Here is a 17,172-nt window from a genome sequence, read left to right on the forward strand (position 1 = left end):
GCTTATTTATACAATAGACAAGCGTCCATCTAGCACATCAATACGCACCACTTCCTTATCTGCCAGACCATCACTTAAGAGTTTTTCCGCTAAGGGATTCTCTATCTGTGTTTGAATCGCTCGTTTTAATGGCCTTGCTCCAAACACTGGGTCAAAGCCAGCATCAGCAATGAGATCTAATGCGGCGCCAGAAATTTCAAACTTAAGCCCCATCTCTTGCAAACGCTGACGCAAACCTAACAATTGGATTTTGGCAATTGACTTGATTTCGTCTTTTCCAAGTGAGTGGAATACCACTATATCGTCTACACGGTTAATAAACTCAGGACGGAAATGGTTATTCACTTCTCCCATCACCTGCTGTTTCATTTGCTCATAACTACTGTCATCTTTATGGTTTTGAATAATGTCAGAACCTAAGTTTGAGGTCATTATGATCAAGGTATTCTTAAAATCAACTGTACGGCCCTGACCATCTGTCAGCCGTCCATCGTCGAGTACCTGTAACAATATATTGAATACATCCGGGTGTGCTTTTTCAACCTCATCCAACAGAATGACTGAATATGGTTTGCGGCGAACGGCTTCGGTTAAGTAACCGCCCTCTTCATAACCAACGTAACCTGGAGGTGCTCCGACCAAACGAGAAACTGAATGCTTTTCCATGAACTCTGACATATCAATTCGCACCACTGCGTCTTCTGTGTCAAACATGAAATTAGCTAATGATTTACATAACTCTGTCTTGCCCACACCTGTTGGACCTAAGAATAAAAATGAACCCGTTGGTTTATCTGGGTCCGCTAAGCCAGCCCGAGAACGTCTAATTGCATTCGAGACAGCTTTTACTGCTTCTTGTTGTCCAATGACTCTCTTCCCGATACTGCCTTCCATGTTGATCAATTTATCTTTTTCACCCTCAAGCATTTTACTGACTGGGATGCCTGTCCAGCGAGAAAGTACATCGGCAATTTCGTTCTCTGTCACTTTATTCTTGAGTAATAGTGTTTCAGTCGTTTCCGCTTCACTGGCTTGTTCAAGTTTTAATTCGAGCTCGGGAATCCTTCCGTATTGTAGCTCGGACATACGAGATAAATCGGATGCTCGTCGAGCGACTTCTAAATCAAGCTTAGCCTGCTCTAACTCAGCCTTTATAAACTGCGTGCCTTGCATTGCTTGTTTTTCTGCACGCCACAACTCATCTAGTTCGGCAAATTTTAGTTCAAGCTGTTCTCGTTCTAACTCAATCACTTCCAAGCGCTTATGCGATGCAGTATCAGTTTCCTTCGCTAGTGCTTGTTCTTCCAGTTTCAATTGAATAATACGACGCTCGAGCTTATCCATTTCCTCTGGCTTCGAATCAATTTGTAATCGAATGCTCGAGGCCGCCTCATCAATAAGATCTATTGCTTTATCGGGCAATTGTCTATCGCTGATGTAACGGTTTGATAAGCTCGCTGCTGCAACAATAGCAGGGTCGGTGATATCCACAGAGTGATGTAGTTCATACCGCTCTTTTAAACCTCGCAAAATTGCGATCGTATCTTCAACCGATGGCTGATCTACCTGTACTTTTTGAAAGCGTCGTTCAAGGGCTGCATCTTTTTCAATATATTGACGATATTCGTCAAGAGTCGTTGCACCAACGCAGTGTAACTCGCCTCTTGCCAGCGCAGGTTTCAGCATATTACCAGCATCCATTGCCCCTTCACCTTTGCCAGCACCGACCATGGTGTGCAATTCATCAATGAAAAGAATCACCTTTCCTTCTTCTTTGGCTAGTTCGTTTAGTACTGCTTTGAGCCTTTCTTCAAACTCACCGCGGTATTTAGCGCCGGCCAGCAGTGATCCCATGTCTAAGGACAATACACGTTTATTTTTGAGACCTTCCGGTACTTCACCATTAATGATACGTTGCGCTAGACCTTCAACAATCGCTGTTTTACCTACACCAGGCTCACCAATAAGAACGGGGTTGTTTTTAGTTCTTCTTTGCAGCACCTGAACTGTTCGACGAATTTCATCGTCTCGGCCAATGACAGGATCTAATCGCCCCTGTTCAGCTCGCTCAGTTAGGTCGCTAGTGTATTTTTCAAGTGCTTGACGAACATCTTCCGCGTTTGGATCAGTGACCTTTTGGCCATTTCGCATTGAATTTATCGCTTCTTCGATTTTTTCTTTTTTTACCTTCAAGCTTTTGAAGATTGTTCCCAAGTAGCCTTTATCTTCAAGCGAGGCCAACACAAATATTTCAGAAGTGATGTAATCATCTTTGCGCTGTTGCGCGATTTTATCGCTCAAGTTCAGCAACTTAATTGAATCATTCGACAGCTGAACATCACCGCCGATCCCCTGAAGTTGCGGTAACCTCTCAATGGCTTCAGACAGAGAAGAACGCAGGCTATTAACGTTAACGTCTGCTTGATCAAATAACGAGCGCACCGAACCGCCTTGCTGGTTCAGCAAAGCCATCATCAAATGCACCGGTTCTATATATTGTTGGTCACGACCAAGCGCTAAACTTTGCGCATCAGAAATGGCTATTTGAAACTTACTAGTGAATCTATCTAATCGCATAAATAATATGACTCCATTACTTGTATGATTAGTATTTGGTGGCGAATAAGACAACTTTCAAGTTTATTTCTTATTCAATTGTCAATCATTTGATTACGATCAAGTTTGCCATTCGCCCGCAGGCTTTGAAGTTTTGGTGCGTCGTTCTGCGATGAGAGAATAGATTGCCGCTTAAATAAGTGCACATATTTGCAAAATACTGATGCTTGACACCAACGGCTGTGAGTTTTTGACTGGCAACTAGCTGCAAATCTAATAGATACTTGTTTTCTTGGTCGCAACTTGAGAGCGATTCTGGATATGCACCAAATAAATCCGCAACATCATGCCCGACTTCAAAGTTCGAAGCGGAAATAGCAGGTGCAAACCAAGCATAAATATCAGCTTTCTGACATATAAATTGACCCAAGGTGTTTTCAATCACACCATCAATCAACCCTCTCCAGCCGGCATGCACAGCAGCAATTTGTGTTCCCGCTGCATCTACTAGCATTATCGCCATGCAGTCAGCTGTCATTACGACACAAGGCTGCGCTTTACTCTGTGAATATGCTGCATCTGCAGATATCGGTATATTAAGCTTGTCATTTGACGAAGCTTCTAAGGAAACACACTTCGTACTGTGAGTTTGATTCAGCCAATGAACTGGCTTGATGTATGGAAGTTGTTTTGAAAGGTAACTATTTAGGCGTTGACGATTTTCAGTAACATTGGCTGCATCGTCACCAACATGGGCCCCAAGGTTCAAGCTAGCATAAGGGCCCTTGCTGACGCCGCCATTTACTGTCGTACTACAGCAAATGACTTTGTCACGTAAAGGCCACTCTGCGTGAATAAGCTCCACTATATATCGATACCATTAATCTTGGTGTCTTCACGTACTTCTGCAAGCAAGTTGACAAAATCTTCAGGTAGTGGCGCTTGAAATGTCATTTCTTCCTGGCTGATTGGATGAGTGAGTGACAATTGCGCAGCATGTAAAGCTTGACGTTTAAATCCACGAAGCGTATTCACAAAGGATTCACTGGCATGTTTCGGTAAACGTGGGCGCCCACCATATAAAGTATCACCGACCAAAGGATGCTTAATATGTGACATGTGAACACGGATTTGGTGAGTTCTGCCACTTTCTAGCTTTAAGCGTAAATAGGTATAGGCACGAAACTTTTCTTTAACACGGTAGTGAGTAACTGCTTCTTTCCCCGCTTCAGACACAGCCATGGAAGTACGCTTATTCGGGTGCCGACCAATGGGCTCATCTACCACGCCACCTGCGACCATTGTGCCCATGACGAGAGCTTCATATTCTCGCCCCATGCTTCGTGACTGAAGTTGTTCAACTAAGCTAGTTTGGGCAGGCAAGGTTTTAGCAACAACCATTAAACCAGTCGTATCTTTGTCGAGACGATGCACTATCCCAGCCCGAGGTACTTGATCGATATTTGGTACTTTAGCCAATAAAGCATTCAGTAATGTACCATCTTGATTACCAGCACCTGGGTGAACGACTAAACCAGCATGTTTGTTAATAATTATGATGTGCTCATCTTCGAACACAATATCTAAATCGATATCTTGTGGAGTGTTCGTTACCTGAACTTCTTGGGTCGCTTTTATTTCGATCAGCTCCCCGCTCTTTAGCTTGAGACGAGGCGTGTTGACTACTTCGCCATCAACAAGGACGTAATCAGCTAAAATCCACTCTTTTAGCTTTGAACGTGAATATTCAGGGAACAAAAGCGCTAAACATTGGTCTAGTCTTTTATCGAACATCGTTTCTGCTACTTCTGCAGAAAGATCAATTTGTATATTATTGGCTGGCATAGGTTTCGCTTAATTAAGAATAGCGGTCATTATACCAATACAAGCGCAAGAGTATAACCAGAGAATGTCATGAATCGCGAAAAGAGCAAATTATTCACTCTGCCTGAGTTTAAATAAGACAGTAAATAAAGCTTAGTGTAGAATATGACGCAAGAGAGTATGCGACCATAGCGAGTTACTTGAAACTAGCCATGATAGAGCAAGAATTATAAACCTCAGTTATAAATAGAAAGGTAAATCGAATTCAATGAAATTCACGAAAAAAACAGGCGTAGCAATATTAGCCGCATCAATTTTTACTTTAGGTGGTTGCGCATCATCTGAAGAAGAGCAAATCCAAGCGGTTGCTAATCAGGGCGTACAAGCCTTATATACCGATGCAAGAGACAGTATGTCGGTAGGCAACTTTGCCCAAGCTTCTCAAATTCTCGGCCTAATCGATTCGAAGTATCCCTTTGGTGCACACTCACACCAAGTACAACTTGATCTGATCTATTCATACTACAAAGGTGGAAAGCCTGACCAAGCCTTAGCAACGATCGATCGCTTTGTACGCTTGAATCCTAACCACGCCGATGTTGACTATGCGTACTTTATGCGTGGTGTCACAAACATGGAATTGGATAACAATTTGTTTCAAGAGTTACTTGGCGTCGACCGTGATGACCGTGATCCTTCGAAATCAAAAGAAGCGTTCGAGGATTTCCGTCGATTAATTCAGAAGTACCCAAATAGTAAATATGCTGCCGACGCAAGAGAGCGTATGTTACATATCAAAAACCGTTTGGCGAAGTATGAGATTGCGGTTGCTCGTTTCTATATGCGTCGCCAAGCCTATGTTGCCGCGGCAAACCGGGGTCGATATGTGATCGAGAACTTCCCTGATACAAGTCAAGTGCAACCTGCACTTGAGGTAATGGTGTCAAGTTATGATCAGTTAAACCTTACCGAACTTAAAGAAAACACGATGCGTACGCTGCGTTTAAATTATCCGGATAGTGAATTCTTAGATTAAGCAAAAGCCGTCACCAACATGATGGCTCTCAAACAAAAAAACACGTCAAATGACGTGTTTTTTTTTGATCAACATTCTTCAGATATTATTTGAAGAACAAATGGCTAAATGGATTTATCAATCTAGCCCAACCCGAAGTAAAGTGAAGAGGTTTATCAACGATACTAAATACCAAACAGCCTTCATCTGCTTGCGTACTTGGGCTGTGCTTGTGCTCGCCATTCATGACCATGAAGTCACCAGTGTCGTATTCTGATATACCGTCACTGAACTCACCATTTATGACTAGGGTCATTTCGCTACCACGGTGAGTATGTTCAGGTACGCTCCCGCCCTTCTCCATGTAAATGAAGTTGGCAACGGTGTCACCACCGATATCAACAGGCGCTTGCCATAGTTTACCTACAAGATGGGACCAGTTCCCGATTGAATCAGCAAAACGCGTTAAGGTACGAGGTAACTCAAACGTCTTTCCATCCAAATCGATGATATGGTTCTTAGGAGTGACTTGAATACCCGCATCAACTTCCTGAGAAGTGATCATCTCTAGCATGCCAGAAAATTCACTTTCAGTGCTGTCAATTGTTTCGGGAAACGCCACTTCGGCATTCGCTTCTATGTATAACTCAAGCTTGTTTCGACATTGAGAACACATATCGCAGTGTGCTGAAACAATAAGTGCTTCAGTAGACGATAGTGTCCCGTCTGCGAACTGGCTGAGTTGCTGGATGCTGGGATGAAACTTAATCATGTGTTGCTAACATGTCCTTCAATCTTTGAAGCGCAAGTCTTGTTCGAGACTTTACTGTGCCCAAAGGAATTTCTAATTCGTCAGCAACTTCTTGTTGTGACTTTCCATCGATATAAATTGCCTCAATGACTGCTTTCTGCTTCGCTGGCAACTCATCAAACAATTCACCGACTTGCTCTAAGGTTATCTTTTCTTCGAGCGATGTCTCTTTTGGATCTGCTGTTTGCTCGCACAATATTGGCCACAGATCATCGGAACATACATCTTCTTTTCGGTTCTGCAATTTACGCAACATGTCAAAGCGGATGTTTCTTGCGATAGTAAAAATCCAAGTAGATGGAGAACCTTTCTCTGCGTTAAACAGGTGTGCCTTTTGCCAAACGTTTGACATTGTATCTTGCACAAGCTCCATTGCGATTGCCTCATTCCCCATTTGTTTGAGGGCATACGAACGCAAGCGAGGGGCAAAGTAGCCGAACACTTTGGCAAACGAAGCTTTGCATCGTTTTTTTGCTACTGTATCTAGGTGAGCAGACATCTCAGCCGCACAATCTTTAGGCTTTCGAACGTCTGGCTTGTTATTTTCCAATGGAATTCCGATTAGCATTCAATTCAGTCCTGTCGTATTGATTACTGTAGTATACGAATCGTGATTAAGAAAGATCACTTATTAAATTCTTTCTGTTGGCTGTAATTACGATTACTCAATTAGCTGTGAAAGATACGCAACAATCTTTTTGCAGTCTTTTTGCGCGAGAAAATGCTGCTTTTGTTCTGCATCAACCGGCAGCAATTCTAACCACCGATTAATCACCCACAATGGGTCGTCTAGCTTGACCTGGTCGTATAAACCGCTAACTTCCTGATAAGTTTCAAATATCTCACCAAGTCGCTCATTCATTGGGCTCAGTTCATTAATGTCAAAGTTACACTGCCATACATCCACCGGCTCGCAACTCGCCACTCGGAGTTCATCTTTTTCGGTTTCAATGTCGTTTATGCTGACGCAGTACTGGCCTTCTACCGTAATCCCTAAAAGACCATCCTCAAGGACATCAAAATCAATCACTTTGCAATACGTTCCCGTAGGAAAGATATGAGTGTTGAGCGTTTTATCTCCCTTTGCATTCAACATACATATCACGAATCCACCGTTGCTTTCGCAGGCTTCTTTTACCATGCGAGTATACCTGGGCTCGAAGATGCGTAAGGCCATTCTCCCCTCGGGAAGAATATGTGATGACAGTGGAAATAATGGAACTTTCATAAATGTTTTCTTAACTCAATAAATTTGAACTACACTTTCATTACGGGATGAAGGATAAATAGATCGAATTGTTTAAAATTAAAAATAATTAATATCCTGATCTCAACTGTAAACAGAAGGGTACAATCACTATCATTTCGAAATTTAGAACAACATGACCGCAATACAAAAATTTGAATCGTTCTACACAGATTTAGCGTCGATGAAAATAGAACAGCTTGCCAGCGTTTACAGCAACGATGTTGTATTTATCGACCCAATAGCTGCTCATGAAGGCATCAACGCGGTTGAGGATTACTTTTCAAAACTGCTGCACAACGCGAAGTACTGCACATTCAACATACATGAAATCCAAGAAACAAAGACAAACAATCATGTAGTCACGTGGCAAATGGTATTCACATCGTCGCGCATGAACAAGGGAAAGCCAATCGCCGTTGACGGTATTACGATGTTAAAAATAGCTGACGACCGTGTCGTTTACCACCGAGATTATTACGACTTGGGTCAGATGGTGTATGAGAATATCCCACTCATCGGTCGATTAATAAAGAAAATAAAAAGGGCTTTGAGCTAATGACGACAATATTAATAACAGGTGCAACCTCGGGTATAGGAGAGGCGCTCGCAAAACTAGCCGCACAATCCGGCCACCAAGTCATCGCATGTGGAAGAAACGAAGACAAGCTTGCTGAGCTTGAGAAATTACCTTGCATCCAAACCTGCAAGTTCGACGTTACTAATGAAGAAGAGACAAAAAAGGCACTGGCTGATGTTAAATGCGACATTGCTGTGCTTAACGCTGGTACTTGCGAATACGTAGACTTACCTGAACTCGAACCAGACATGTTCAAACGCGTGTTCGATGCAAACGTATTTGGGGTTGTAAATATGATTGCGGGCCTACTGCCTAAATTGGAAAAAGGAAATAAAATCGTTTTCGTTGATAGCTTAGCTAGGCTATTGCCATTTCCACGCAGCCAAGCATACGGTGCTAGTAAAGCAGCGCTGAACTACATGGCGAAAAGCTTTGAAGTGGATTTAGCAAATAAAGGAATTAAAGTACAAACTTTATCTCCGGGCTTCGTAAAGACGCCTCTTACTGACAAAAACGACTTTCCAATGCCAATGGTGATAAGTGCTGATGATGCAGCAAAATATATGCTAGATGGGATATTTAAGTCTCGGTCGAGCGTTTATTTCCCGCGTCGGTTTAGTTTTATCGTTCGCCTATTAAACCTTTTACCTGAATCCGTTCAGCGTAAACTCTGCATTGGTATGAGACAGAAACCACGGAAAGCTAGGAACAAAAAATAATGACAAAGCGCGTTGCCATCGTTGGCACTGGGATATCAGGCTTAACAACAGCCTATTTATTGAATAAAGAACATAATATTACTGTATACGAAGCCAACGATTATATCGGCGGCCATACAGCAACTAAGAAAGTCGAAGTAGACGGTAAGGAATATGCAATTGATACAGGGTTTATTGTCTACAACGATTGGACTTATCCCAACTTCATAAAGCTACTCAGTACACTAGGTGTTCCAACTCAAGCGACCGAAATGAGTTTCAGTGTTAAGAACCTGAAAACCAAAATGGAGTACAATGGGAACACCATCAACAGTTTGTTTGCTCAGCGACGCAATATATTTAGGCCAGCATTTTGGCGTCTAGTGCTTGATATTGTAAAATTTAATAAACTTTGCAAAGCTCATATTGAAAATCAAAGGTCGACTGACAATATAACGCTTGCTGATTTTATAAAACAGCACAAACTCAGTGATGTTTTTACGCAAAATTACATCCTCCCGATGTGCGCTGCAATTTGGTCCACTAGCTTAGAAGCTTCAGCGAATTTTCCATTAGCCTTTTTCCTTAAGTTTTTTAATAACCATGGACTGCTCAATATTACTAATCGCCCTCAATGGTGCACGCTCATCGGCGGCTCCAGCGAATATATTGGTCCGTTGACAGCATCATTCAAAGATAAAATCTTACTCAACTCACCCGTTCAAAGCGTATCGCAAAAAGATGGAAAGTTTATAGTCACTAGCGGTGAAAATGCACAGACATTTGATGAAGTCGTTTTCGCTTGTCACAGTGATCAGGCCTTAGAAATTCTAAGTTCCGATGCATCCAGTGAACTTGACCTCGATAGCTACTCGGCAGTGTTGAGTGAAATCCCCTACTCTATGAATGAAGTCGTTATGCACACTGACACAAGTATATTGCCAGAGCGGCCGCTTGCATGGGCTAGTTGGAACTATGAGATAGAGGGGGCTGCTTCTGAATCCACCAGACCAGCGGCGATCACATACAATATGAATATCTTACAAAGACTGAATAGCGATACCACGTTCTGTGTCAGTCTGAATAACACTGCGGCAATTGATCCAGCGAAGATTCTCGGTACGTACCATTACGCTCACCCTCAGTTTAGCCCTGCTATGGTCTCTGCTCAGGAGCAACGCGAATTAATTTGCGGCAAAGAAGGCATCCATTTTTGCGGCGCTTATTGGTATAACGGCTTTCATGAAGACGGTGTACGCAGTGCGCTTGATGTTTGCGAAAGGTTTGGAGCAAGCCTGTGAGCGAAACGCTAGAGTCTGGTATTTATCACGGCATAGTGCATCATCAGCGCTTTGTGCCAAAAATACACCGCTTTAACTATCGTATTTATCTGTATTGGCTCAAGCTAAGCGAACTCCCGACATTGAATGAGCGAGTTCGTGGATTTTCAACCGAGCAAAAAGGGTTCAGTCCTGTTAAGTTTTTACGACCAGACTTTTTAGGTGAGCCCACTTTACCGATTGAAGAAGCCGTATTGCAGCGAATGAATGAGCTTCATGGCAGCCACCTTGAAGGTGAGGTGTTTTTTCTTGGCCAAATAAGAACATTTGGGTGGTATTTTAGCCCAGTGAACTTCTACTATCTGCGTAATAAACAAGGATATTTCACACACATGCTAGCTGAAGTGAGCAATACTCCTTGGAATAAACGTCACCATTATTTAGTAGACTTAGCTAAACAAGAAAACAACGACAAAGCTTTTCATGTTTCACCATTCAACCCGATGGACATGCAGTATCAGTGGCGAATCAAACAACCCGCAAGTAAGCTAAATCTGCATTTAGCTTGTATAAAGGATACAAAGCATTTCGAAGCAGCATTAGATATGGACTTGCAACCACTAAACAGTCAAACATTACGTAGCGCCTTGTTATCCATTCCCAGCATGACTATCAAAACTGTCGCTGGCATTTACTGGCAAGCTCTTAAGCTATTCTTTAAACGCGTACCAATTTATATGCACCCATGAGGTAAGGATTAAATATGTCACATGGTGAACAAACACTTCCCAATTCAGATTCAATGTCATTTATGGACAAGACCTACCGTAGTCTATTTGTAAAAGCGTTACAGAATATGCCTGAGGGTCACTTAACACTAACCGAAAATGGACACTTGGTCGCCCAGTGTGGCGATCCAGACCAAGACTTACACGCTGAAGTTAATATTATTGACACCCGTGCCTACAAAAAATTATTGCTCGGTGGTAGCGTTGCATCTGGTGAAACTTTTACAGAAGGTTGGTGGACAACGCCAAACCTGACCAATGTAATCAGAATTTTTGCTCGTAATTTAAGTACGCTCGACGAATGGGAAAATAAGTTTAAATGGGTAACGATGCCTGTCATGAAAGTACAACACTTCATGCGCAGAAATAGCCGAGACCAAGCGAAGAAAAACATCTCAGCTCACTACGATCTTGGAAATAAGCTTTACACTAAGTTTTTAGACGATTCCATGATGTATTCTGCAGCTATTTATCCAGACGCAAACGCCACTCTGGCCGAGGCGCAGGAAAATAAACTGAGATCAATCTGTGATAAGTTGCAGTTAACACCCAGCGACCACCTTATTGAAATAGGCACTGGTTGGGGCGGTTTAGCAATATTCGCGGCAAAACACTATGGCTGTAGAGTCACAACCACCACTATCTCAGATGAACAGTATGCCTATGCTCAGGACTGGGTAGCGAAAGAACAACTAGAAGACAAAATTACACTACTAAAGAAAGACTATCGCCTGCTTGAAGGCAAGTTCGACAAATTAGTGTCGATCGAGATGATTGAAGCGGTTGGCAAAGCCTACCTGCCAAACTTCTTTGAAAAATGTTCTAGCCTTCTTAAACCGCAAGGTTTAATGGTGTTACAGGCGATTACTATCGATGATCGTCGTTATGACAGTTACTCAAATAGCGTCGACTTTATTCAAAAGCATATCTTCCCAGGTGGCTTTTTACCTTCTCAATTAGCCATCAATCAGTTTTTGAAAAAGAACACCGATATGAATATTCGAGACCTACACGACATTGGTTTGGATTACGCTAAGACCTTGAGAGATTGGCACACCGCATTTAATGAGAACAAGCAAGCACTGGAAGCAGATGGTTATGATGAACGTTTTGCTAGAATGTGGCAGTACTATTTGAACTATTGTGAAGGTGGTTTTTTAGAGCGTGCTATCAGTACAGTACAGTTGGTGCTGAGTAAACCTCACTATCGAGCTGAACTGGATCGCGCATAGGTGAATAGATAGCCCTGGAGTCAGGGCTTTTTTAACATTTACTGTTCTGGTTCGGTGCCAGGTAATACCGAAATAGGCTCAGCATATTTCGGTTTGCCTTGCATGACTGAAATCTCGACTCGACGATTTTTGCTTCTGGCCTCAGGAGTGTCTTCTTCTTCCATTGGTTGCGTAGCTGCTTTACCAACTATTTTCATACGCGCTTCATCAAACCCTGGCGCTCTTCTTAACTCTTCTGCCACTGCAACGGCTCGCTGTGCAGATAAGTCCCAGTTAGAACGGTATAACTCGTTAGAAATGTTGATGCTGTCGCTGTGCCCGGTAACTTCTATTTCACCAGGCATTTCAGCCAGTAATTCACCAATGCTGCGTATGACCGGCTTAAATTGCGGTTGCAAGAATGCAGAGCCAGCTGAAAATGAACCGTTTTCACGAATACGAATAACGATCTGCTGTCCAAGATTTTCAACATCCACAGCACCATCTTTGATTTCCTTTTGAAGGAGATCTTCCACTTTCTTTGTGTTTTGTTCGGTTTGTTCTTTGGTGGAAGCTGACGCTGCAGCTGCCGCAACCTGATTCGCCGTTTGTGACGATTGACCGCCGCGGAAAGTACCTCTTTGTTTCTGTCTACCACCCGCATTATCTTCCTCGCCATCTTGGAAGTTCAGCATTGGCTTTGTAATTTCTTGGGTAATTTGCTGCACGGTTTCAATTGGTGTTGGGTCGGGCTTGCCTGGTCTGAACTCCATAGCAATCACACTGGTACCTTTGGGAATATCTTTTAGTTCGATTTTGTTTTGCACACCAAAAGCAAACTTCATTGAGCCCGCTATTTGTTTAAACTTCTTCACGTCCATTTCAGAGAATGAAAGTAACAGTACAAAGAAGCACATCAATAAAGACATTAAGTCAGCAAACGTCCCCATCCAAGCGGGTAGCCCTTCGGGGGGACATTTTGGGCATTCGTCATCCACTACTCTGTCTCTCCAGAAGCACGCTTACCTTCGGCGATGTAACCTTTTAGTACACCTTCAATGACACGCGGGTTTTGGCCATCAGCAATACCTAGAATACCATCCAATATAAGACTCTGGTTCAACTTTTCTTCAGCCGCTCTGACACTTAATTTAAAGGCAATTGGCAAACATACGATGTTTGCTAAGAAAGCGCCATAAAGGGTAGTTAACAATGCAACAGCCATTGCGGGACCGATTGCTTTTGGATCATCCATATTTGATAGCATGGCTACCAGACCAATCAATGTACCAATCATTCCCATTGCAGGCGCAACATCGCCCAATGATTTAAAAATAACAGAGCCAGCATCATGGCGCTCAGAAGTGTTGATAATATCTTTACCCATGGTCGTTCGGACAACGTCAACATCGTGACCATCAACTAACATGTCAACTCCCTTTTGCATAAAGGAGTTATCTATTTGCGCCTCTTCCAATGCTAAAAAGCCGCCTTTTCTAGCAGCATCTGCCATCTCAACGATCTTTTCGATCAGTTCCTCTGGGCTCTGAATTTTGAACATGAAAGCCTTTCCGGCCACCTTTCCAGCGCCAAGAAACTGAGCGAGTGGATATTGTGATAAAACAACGAAAATTGAACCACCAAAAACGATCAAGACTGAAGGTACATTGAAGAACATACCTAAATCACCGCCAAGGATCATTGCCATTAAGACAAAGCCAATTGCGCCAATCATGCCTATAAGGGTAGCTAAATCCACCTGTCGCTCCTAAAATGCCTGCTGTTTATCTGAAGAAATTCACTCGGATGTGAAGTCTACCGCCTACTTAAAAAATCGCGGTATCAAGTTTAATACCTTTGTATTTTGAACAGTTTTAAGCTGTCTATAGCGTTAACGGCAATTCCCATTAAAGCTTTATGTGTGAAGCTACATTTTATATGGAATTATCGTCAAATAGGTGGAAACTCGTTGACCTTATAAACCGCCTCAGTTATGGTTCTGCCAATGCTTTTAGAGGAAAATAATAAGTCCAATGACTGAACAAAAAACAACGTTTGAAGCGGCAATGCTAGAACTAGAACAAATTGTGACCGAGATGGAAAAAGGTGACATTCCACTGGAAGAGTCATTGAAGAAATTTGAACGCGGTATTCAACTTGCCAGGCAAAGCCAGCAGCAATTGAAAGCTGCCGAGCAAAAAGTGCAAATATTGATGCAATCGAATGGTGGCGAAAGCTTAGAAGAATTTGAAGCTGAAGAGCCATAGAACCAGATGCAAGTTCATGATATTCAAGCAGCATTGCAGCAAAGAATTGACGATAAACTGACCCAGTTCATATCTCAGCAGTGCTTAATTGCGGAAGAATTATCTGCGGCAATGCAATATAGCTTATTTGCAGGCGGGAAAAGAATGCGTCCGCTTCTACTTACTTTAGTAGGCGATATGCTAGGTGCACAAAAAGATGATTTAGATGTTGCGAGTATGGCAATTGAGTGCGTGCATGCTTATTCACTTATTCATGACGACTTGCCAGCGATGGATGATGATGCTTTACGAAGAGGCAAGCCAACAAACCATATTAAATTTGGTGAGGCAACCGCAATACTCGCAGGTGATGCCTTACAAACCTTGGCTTTTGAAATTGTGTTGAACCACCCTCTTTCAGAAAAAGCGGAGAATAAACGTTTGGAAGTAAGTCGAATTCTCGCTCATGCTTCAGGTCTTAACGGCATGTGCGCTGGCCAAAGTATCGACTTAATGGCGACTGGTAACACTATCTCACTAGATGCACTGACAGAATTACACCGTTTGAAAACAGGGGCTCTACTAGAAGCATGTGTTTCTATTGGTGCGGCTTTAGCGCCCGATGTCGATGTTCAGCACATCAGCACATTACAGAGTTATGCACGCACCATCGGTTTAGCATTTCAAGTACAAGATGATATTCTGGATGTTGTATCAGATAGCGAAACCTTAGGTAAACCGCAAGGTTCGGATTCTGAACTTGATAAAAACACCTTTGTGTCACACTTGGGCTTAGAAGGCTCTCAAAGCTTTCTGCAGAAATTACATCATGAAGCGCTACAAGCCTTACATTCGTTGCCATATGACACCGAGAACTTAGTCGCTTTTACCGATTATCTGGTGACTCGAAACAATTAGTTTCATAATTAGCGCAACAAGCACCTTTTTAGGTAAAATAATCATTAAAGCCGCAACATAATATTCGCAGAATACTGTTATAATTAGCGAAGTTGATGCAGTAACGACAGAAGACAAAACATACATGACACTAGATTTAGCTAACTACCCTAATTTGGCAAAAGCGAACATACCTGAAGAGCTAAGAAAACAGCCAAAGGAATCGCTGACCAAAATAGCCAATGAATTACGCCGCTATTTGCTTGATAGCGTCAGTCAAAGTAGTGGCCATTTCGCGTCTGGATTAGGCACAGTCGAATTAACCGTCGCTTTGCATTATGTTTACAACACCCCCTTCGATCGTCTTATTTGGGATGTGGGCCACCAAGCATATCCCCATAAAATTCTGACTGGTCGCCGTGATCGCATGACAAGCATTCGTCAAAAAGGCGGATTACACCCCTTTCCTTGGCCGCCTGAGAGTGAATACGATACTTTTGCTGTTGGACACTCATCTACTTCTATTAGTGCTGCTTTGGGCATGGCAATAGCCGCAGAAAAAGAGGACAAAGGACGTAAGGTGGTCGCAGTAATCGGCGATGGCGCTTTAACCGCAGGGATGGCATTTGAAGCTTTAAATCATGCAGGTGACATCGCTAAAGATATGGTTGTCATATTGAACGACAATGAAATGTCTATCTCGGAGAATGTCGGTGCACTGAATAGCCATTTGGCCCGTTTACTGACAGGTAACTTTTTCAATTCCATCAGAGATGGTGGCAAGAAGCTGCTAAGTACTGTCCCTCCGATCAAAGAGTTTGCGAGTCGCGCAGAAGAGCATATCAAAGGTATGGTCGTGCCTGGTACGATCTTCGAGGAACTTGGCTTTAATTACTTCGGCCCTATTGACGGACATGATGTTGCGGGCATGGTAGATACACTTTCAAACATGCGTAAAATGTCAGGCCCTAAAATTTTGCATGTCGTGACCAAGAAAGGGAAAGGCTATGAGTTAGCCGAACAAGACCCAATTAAGTGGCACGCCGTGCCTAAGTTCAATCATCTAGAGCAGAAGTTACCCAAATCAGCACCTAGCTCACCTAACTTCTCAGCCATTTTTGGTAAGTGGTTATGTGAGATGGCTGAGAAAGATGCAGACTTAATGGCAATTACCCCTGCTATGAGGGAAGGCTCTGGTATGGTTGAGTTTTCTCAGCGCTTCCCTGAACAGTATTTTGATGTAGCGATTGCAGAGCAGCACTCTGTGACTCTAGCTGCCGGTATGGCGAGAGAAGGTAAGAACGCTATTGTGGCAATTTACTCTACTTTCCTTCAACGAGCATATGACCAACTCATTCATGATGTGGCTTTGCAAAATCTACCTGTGCTCTTTGCAATTGATAGAGCCGGTCTAGTAGGTGCCGATGGACCAACACATCAGGGAGCCTTTGATATCAGCTTCTTGCGCTGTATTCCAAATATGCTCATCATGACTCCTTCCGACGAGCTTGAATGCAGAAATATGTTGTATACGGGGCATATCGCTCAACAACCAGCTGCAGTAAGGTATCCACGAGGTTCTGGCTCTGGTATCGATGCCACTGGTGAAATGGAGGCCATCGAAATTGGAAAAGCCAAGAAACTCAGCGACGGTGAGAAAGTTGCAATCCTGAATTTCGGAACGCTAATGCCATATGCGAAGGAGGCCGCAAAGGCACTTGGAGCAACCTTGGTAGATATGCGCTTTGCCAAGCCTTTAGACGAAGGCATGCTCGTAGAACTGGCTGAGCAACATACATTGTTAGTGAGCTTAGAAGACGGTGCTATTGCTGGAGGCGCTGGCAGTGCAGTAGCGGAGGCCTTATTTAAACACAAGCTCACACCAAACTTACTACAATTAGGTTTACCCGATGAGTTTGTTATGCAAGGCACTCAGCAAGAGATGTACAAAGAACTGAAAATTGATTCCGATGGTATCGTTGCGCAGGTAAAAGACTTTCTAGCCTAGACTTTAGGTACT

General features: G+C 43.0%; 17 protein-coding genes. 9 read left to right on the top strand and 8 right to left on the bottom strand.

Translation table 11 applies throughout. From position 1 onward, the window contains the following. Window positions 1-6: 6 nt before the first annotated feature. The 3 genes from clpB to rluD all read right to left on the bottom strand — a co-directional run bounded on the left by clpB (window position 7) and on the right by rluD (window position 4,401). A complete protein-coding gene (clpB, locus tag RM544_RS15190; protein WP_311362669.1) occupies window positions 7-2,577 on the bottom strand; it encodes an ATP-dependent chaperone ClpB in 2,571 nt (856 codons plus the stop codon). Window positions 2,578-2,662: 85 nt separating this feature from the next. After that, window positions 2,663-3,421 carry a peptidoglycan editing factor PgeF gene (pgeF, locus tag RM544_RS15195; protein WP_311362670.1) on the bottom strand — a complete coding sequence of 253 codons (759 nt, stop codon included), beginning with the start codon at window positions 3,419-3,421 and terminating at the stop codon, window positions 2,663-2,665. Continuing rightward, window positions 3,421-4,401 carry a 23S rRNA pseudouridine(1911/1915/1917) synthase RluD gene (rluD, locus tag RM544_RS15200; RefSeq protein WP_311362671.1) on the bottom strand — a complete coding sequence of 327 codons (981 nt, stop codon included), beginning with the start codon at window positions 4,399-4,401 and terminating at the stop codon, window positions 3,421-3,423. The genes pgeF and rluD overlap by 1 nt, the downstream gene beginning before the upstream one ends. 247 nt (window positions 4,402-4,648) lie before the next feature. On the opposite strand from rluD, the gene RM544_RS15205 reads away from it, so the two are divergent. Beyond that, the gene (locus RM544_RS15205) at window positions 4,649-5,416 is read left to right on the top strand and encodes an outer membrane protein assembly factor BamD (RefSeq protein WP_311362672.1); all 768 of its coding nucleotides are present in this window, start codon (window positions 4,649-4,651) and stop codon (window positions 5,414-5,416) included. Window positions 5,417-5,501: 85 nt separating this feature from the next. Here the strand turns inward: RM544_RS15205 and RM544_RS15210 are convergent, their stop codons facing one another. The 3 genes from RM544_RS15210 to RM544_RS15220 form a co-directional block, all read right to left on the bottom strand. Beyond that, a complete protein-coding gene (locus RM544_RS15210) occupies window positions 5,502-6,167 on the bottom strand; it encodes a ChrR family anti-sigma-E factor (protein ID WP_311362673.1) in 666 nt (221 codons plus the stop codon). Then, a complete protein-coding gene (locus RM544_RS15215) occupies window positions 6,160-6,774 on the bottom strand; it encodes a sigma-70 family RNA polymerase sigma factor (protein ID WP_311362674.1) in 615 nt (204 codons plus the stop codon). The genes RM544_RS15210 and RM544_RS15215 overlap by 8 nt, the downstream gene beginning before the upstream one ends. 93 nt (window positions 6,775-6,867) lie before the next feature. Continuing rightward, window positions 6,868-7,434: an LON peptidase substrate-binding domain-containing protein gene (locus tag RM544_RS15220; protein WP_311362675.1), complete on the bottom strand. Its 567-nt coding sequence runs from the start codon at window positions 7,432-7,434 to the stop codon at window positions 6,868-6,870. Between the two features lie 154 nt (window positions 7,435-7,588). Here RM544_RS15220 and RM544_RS15225 point away from each other — a divergent pair, with 154 nt between their 5' ends. From RM544_RS15225 to RM544_RS15245, 5 genes are read left to right on the top strand one after another with little or no spacing between them, the layout of a single operon-like run. Further along, window positions 7,589-8,011 (top strand): nuclear transport factor 2 family protein, encoded by a 423-nt coding sequence (locus RM544_RS15225; protein WP_311362676.1) that lies wholly within the window; start codon window positions 7,589-7,591, stop codon window positions 8,009-8,011. Then, complete coding sequence (locus RM544_RS15230) at window positions 8,011-8,751, top strand: SDR family NAD(P)-dependent oxidoreductase (RefSeq protein ID WP_311362677.1); 741 nt, start codon at window positions 8,011-8,013, stop codon at window positions 8,749-8,751. Before RM544_RS15225 ends, RM544_RS15230 begins: the two co-directional genes overlap by 1 nt. Continuing rightward, a complete protein-coding gene (locus RM544_RS15235; RefSeq protein ID WP_311362678.1) occupies window positions 8,751-10,031 on the top strand; it encodes an NAD(P)/FAD-dependent oxidoreductase in 1,281 nt (426 codons plus the stop codon). Before RM544_RS15230 ends, RM544_RS15235 begins: the two co-directional genes overlap by 1 nt. After that, window positions 10,028-10,759: a DUF1365 domain-containing protein gene (locus RM544_RS15240; RefSeq protein WP_311362679.1), complete on the top strand. Its 732-nt coding sequence runs from the start codon at window positions 10,028-10,030 to the stop codon at window positions 10,757-10,759. The genes RM544_RS15235 and RM544_RS15240 overlap by 4 nt, the downstream gene beginning before the upstream one ends. A gap of 14 nt (window positions 10,760-10,773) precedes the next feature. Next, entirely contained in the window at window positions 10,774-12,030 is a 1,257-nt protein-coding gene (locus RM544_RS15245; protein WP_311362680.1) for a cyclopropane-fatty-acyl-phospholipid synthase family protein, read from the top strand. A 38-nt stretch (window positions 12,031-12,068) separates the two neighbouring features. On the opposite strand, the gene RM544_RS15250 is transcribed toward RM544_RS15245, so the two are convergent. Then, window positions 12,069-13,007 carry a flagellar motor protein MotB gene (locus tag RM544_RS15250; protein WP_311362681.1) on the bottom strand — a complete coding sequence of 313 codons (939 nt, stop codon included), beginning with the start codon at window positions 13,005-13,007 and terminating at the stop codon, window positions 12,069-12,071. Next, a complete protein-coding gene (gene pomA / locus RM544_RS15255; RefSeq protein WP_311362682.1) occupies window positions 13,007-13,768 on the bottom strand; it encodes a flagellar motor protein PomA in 762 nt (253 codons plus the stop codon). The genes RM544_RS15250 and pomA overlap by 1 nt, the downstream gene beginning before the upstream one ends. Before the next feature lie 274 nt (window positions 13,769-14,042). Here pomA and xseB point away from each other — a divergent pair, with 274 nt between their 5' ends. The 3 genes from xseB (at window position 14,043) to dxs (ending at window position 17,160) form a co-directional block, all read left to right on the top strand. Continuing rightward, window positions 14,043-14,276, top strand: coding sequence for an exodeoxyribonuclease VII small subunit (gene xseB / locus RM544_RS15260; RefSeq protein ID WP_311362683.1), 234 nt, complete (start codon window positions 14,043-14,045; stop codon window positions 14,274-14,276). 6 nt (window positions 14,277-14,282) lie between these two features. Next, on the top strand, window positions 14,283-15,173 hold the full coding sequence (ispA, locus tag RM544_RS15265; protein WP_311362684.1) for a (2E,6E)-farnesyl diphosphate synthase: 891 nt from the start codon (window positions 14,283-14,285) through the stop codon (window positions 15,171-15,173). A gap of 124 nt (window positions 15,174-15,297) precedes the next feature. Further along, window positions 15,298-17,160 (top strand): 1-deoxy-D-xylulose-5-phosphate synthase, encoded by a 1,863-nt coding sequence (gene dxs / locus RM544_RS15270; RefSeq protein WP_311362685.1) that lies wholly within the window; start codon window positions 15,298-15,300, stop codon window positions 17,158-17,160. Window positions 17,161-17,172: the final 12 nt, after the last annotated feature.

The organism is Brumicola blandensis, from assembly GCF_031846165.1.
Classification (GTDB): Bacteria; Pseudomonadota; Gammaproteobacteria; order Enterobacterales; family Alteromonadaceae; genus Glaciecola; species Glaciecola blandensis.

Bases quoted from the DNA above. Each gene is read 5' to 3' on its own strand.
- clpB (WP_311362669.1), bottom strand. From the start codon at position 2,577: ATGCGATTAGATAGATTCACTAGTAAGTTTCAAATAGCCATTTCTGAT.
- rluD (WP_311362671.1), bottom strand. From the start codon at position 4,401: ATGCCAGCCAATAATATACAAATTGATCTTTCTGCAGAAGTAGCAGAA.
- RM544_RS15205 (WP_311362672.1), top strand. From the start codon at position 4,649: ATGAAATTCACGAAAAAAACAGGCGTAGCAATATTAGCCGCATCAATT.
- RM544_RS15210 (WP_311362673.1), bottom strand. From the start codon at position 6,167: ATGATTAAGTTTCATCCCAGCATCCAGCAACTCAGCCAGTTCGCAGAC.
- RM544_RS15215 (WP_311362674.1), bottom strand. From the start codon at position 6,774: ATGCTAATCGGAATTCCATTGGAAAATAACAAGCCAGACGTTCGAAAG.
- RM544_RS15220 (WP_311362675.1), bottom strand. From the start codon at position 7,434: ATGAAAGTTCCATTATTTCCACTGTCATCACATATTCTTCCCGAGGGG.
- RM544_RS15225 (WP_311362676.1), top strand. From the start codon at position 7,589: ATGACCGCAATACAAAAATTTGAATCGTTCTACACAGATTTAGCGTCG.
- RM544_RS15230 (WP_311362677.1), top strand. From the start codon at position 8,011: ATGACGACAATATTAATAACAGGTGCAACCTCGGGTATAGGAGAGGCG.
- RM544_RS15235 (WP_311362678.1), top strand. From the start codon at position 8,751: ATGACAAAGCGCGTTGCCATCGTTGGCACTGGGATATCAGGCTTAACA.
- RM544_RS15245 (WP_311362680.1), top strand. From the start codon at position 10,774: ATGTCACATGGTGAACAAACACTTCCCAATTCAGATTCAATGTCATTT.
- xseB (WP_311362683.1), top strand. From the start codon at position 14,043: ATGACTGAACAAAAAACAACGTTTGAAGCGGCAATGCTAGAACTAGAA.
- ispA (WP_311362684.1), top strand. From the start codon at position 14,283: ATGCAAGTTCATGATATTCAAGCAGCATTGCAGCAAAGAATTGACGAT.
- dxs (WP_311362685.1), top strand. From the start codon at position 15,298: ATGACACTAGATTTAGCTAACTACCCTAATTTGGCAAAAGCGAACATA.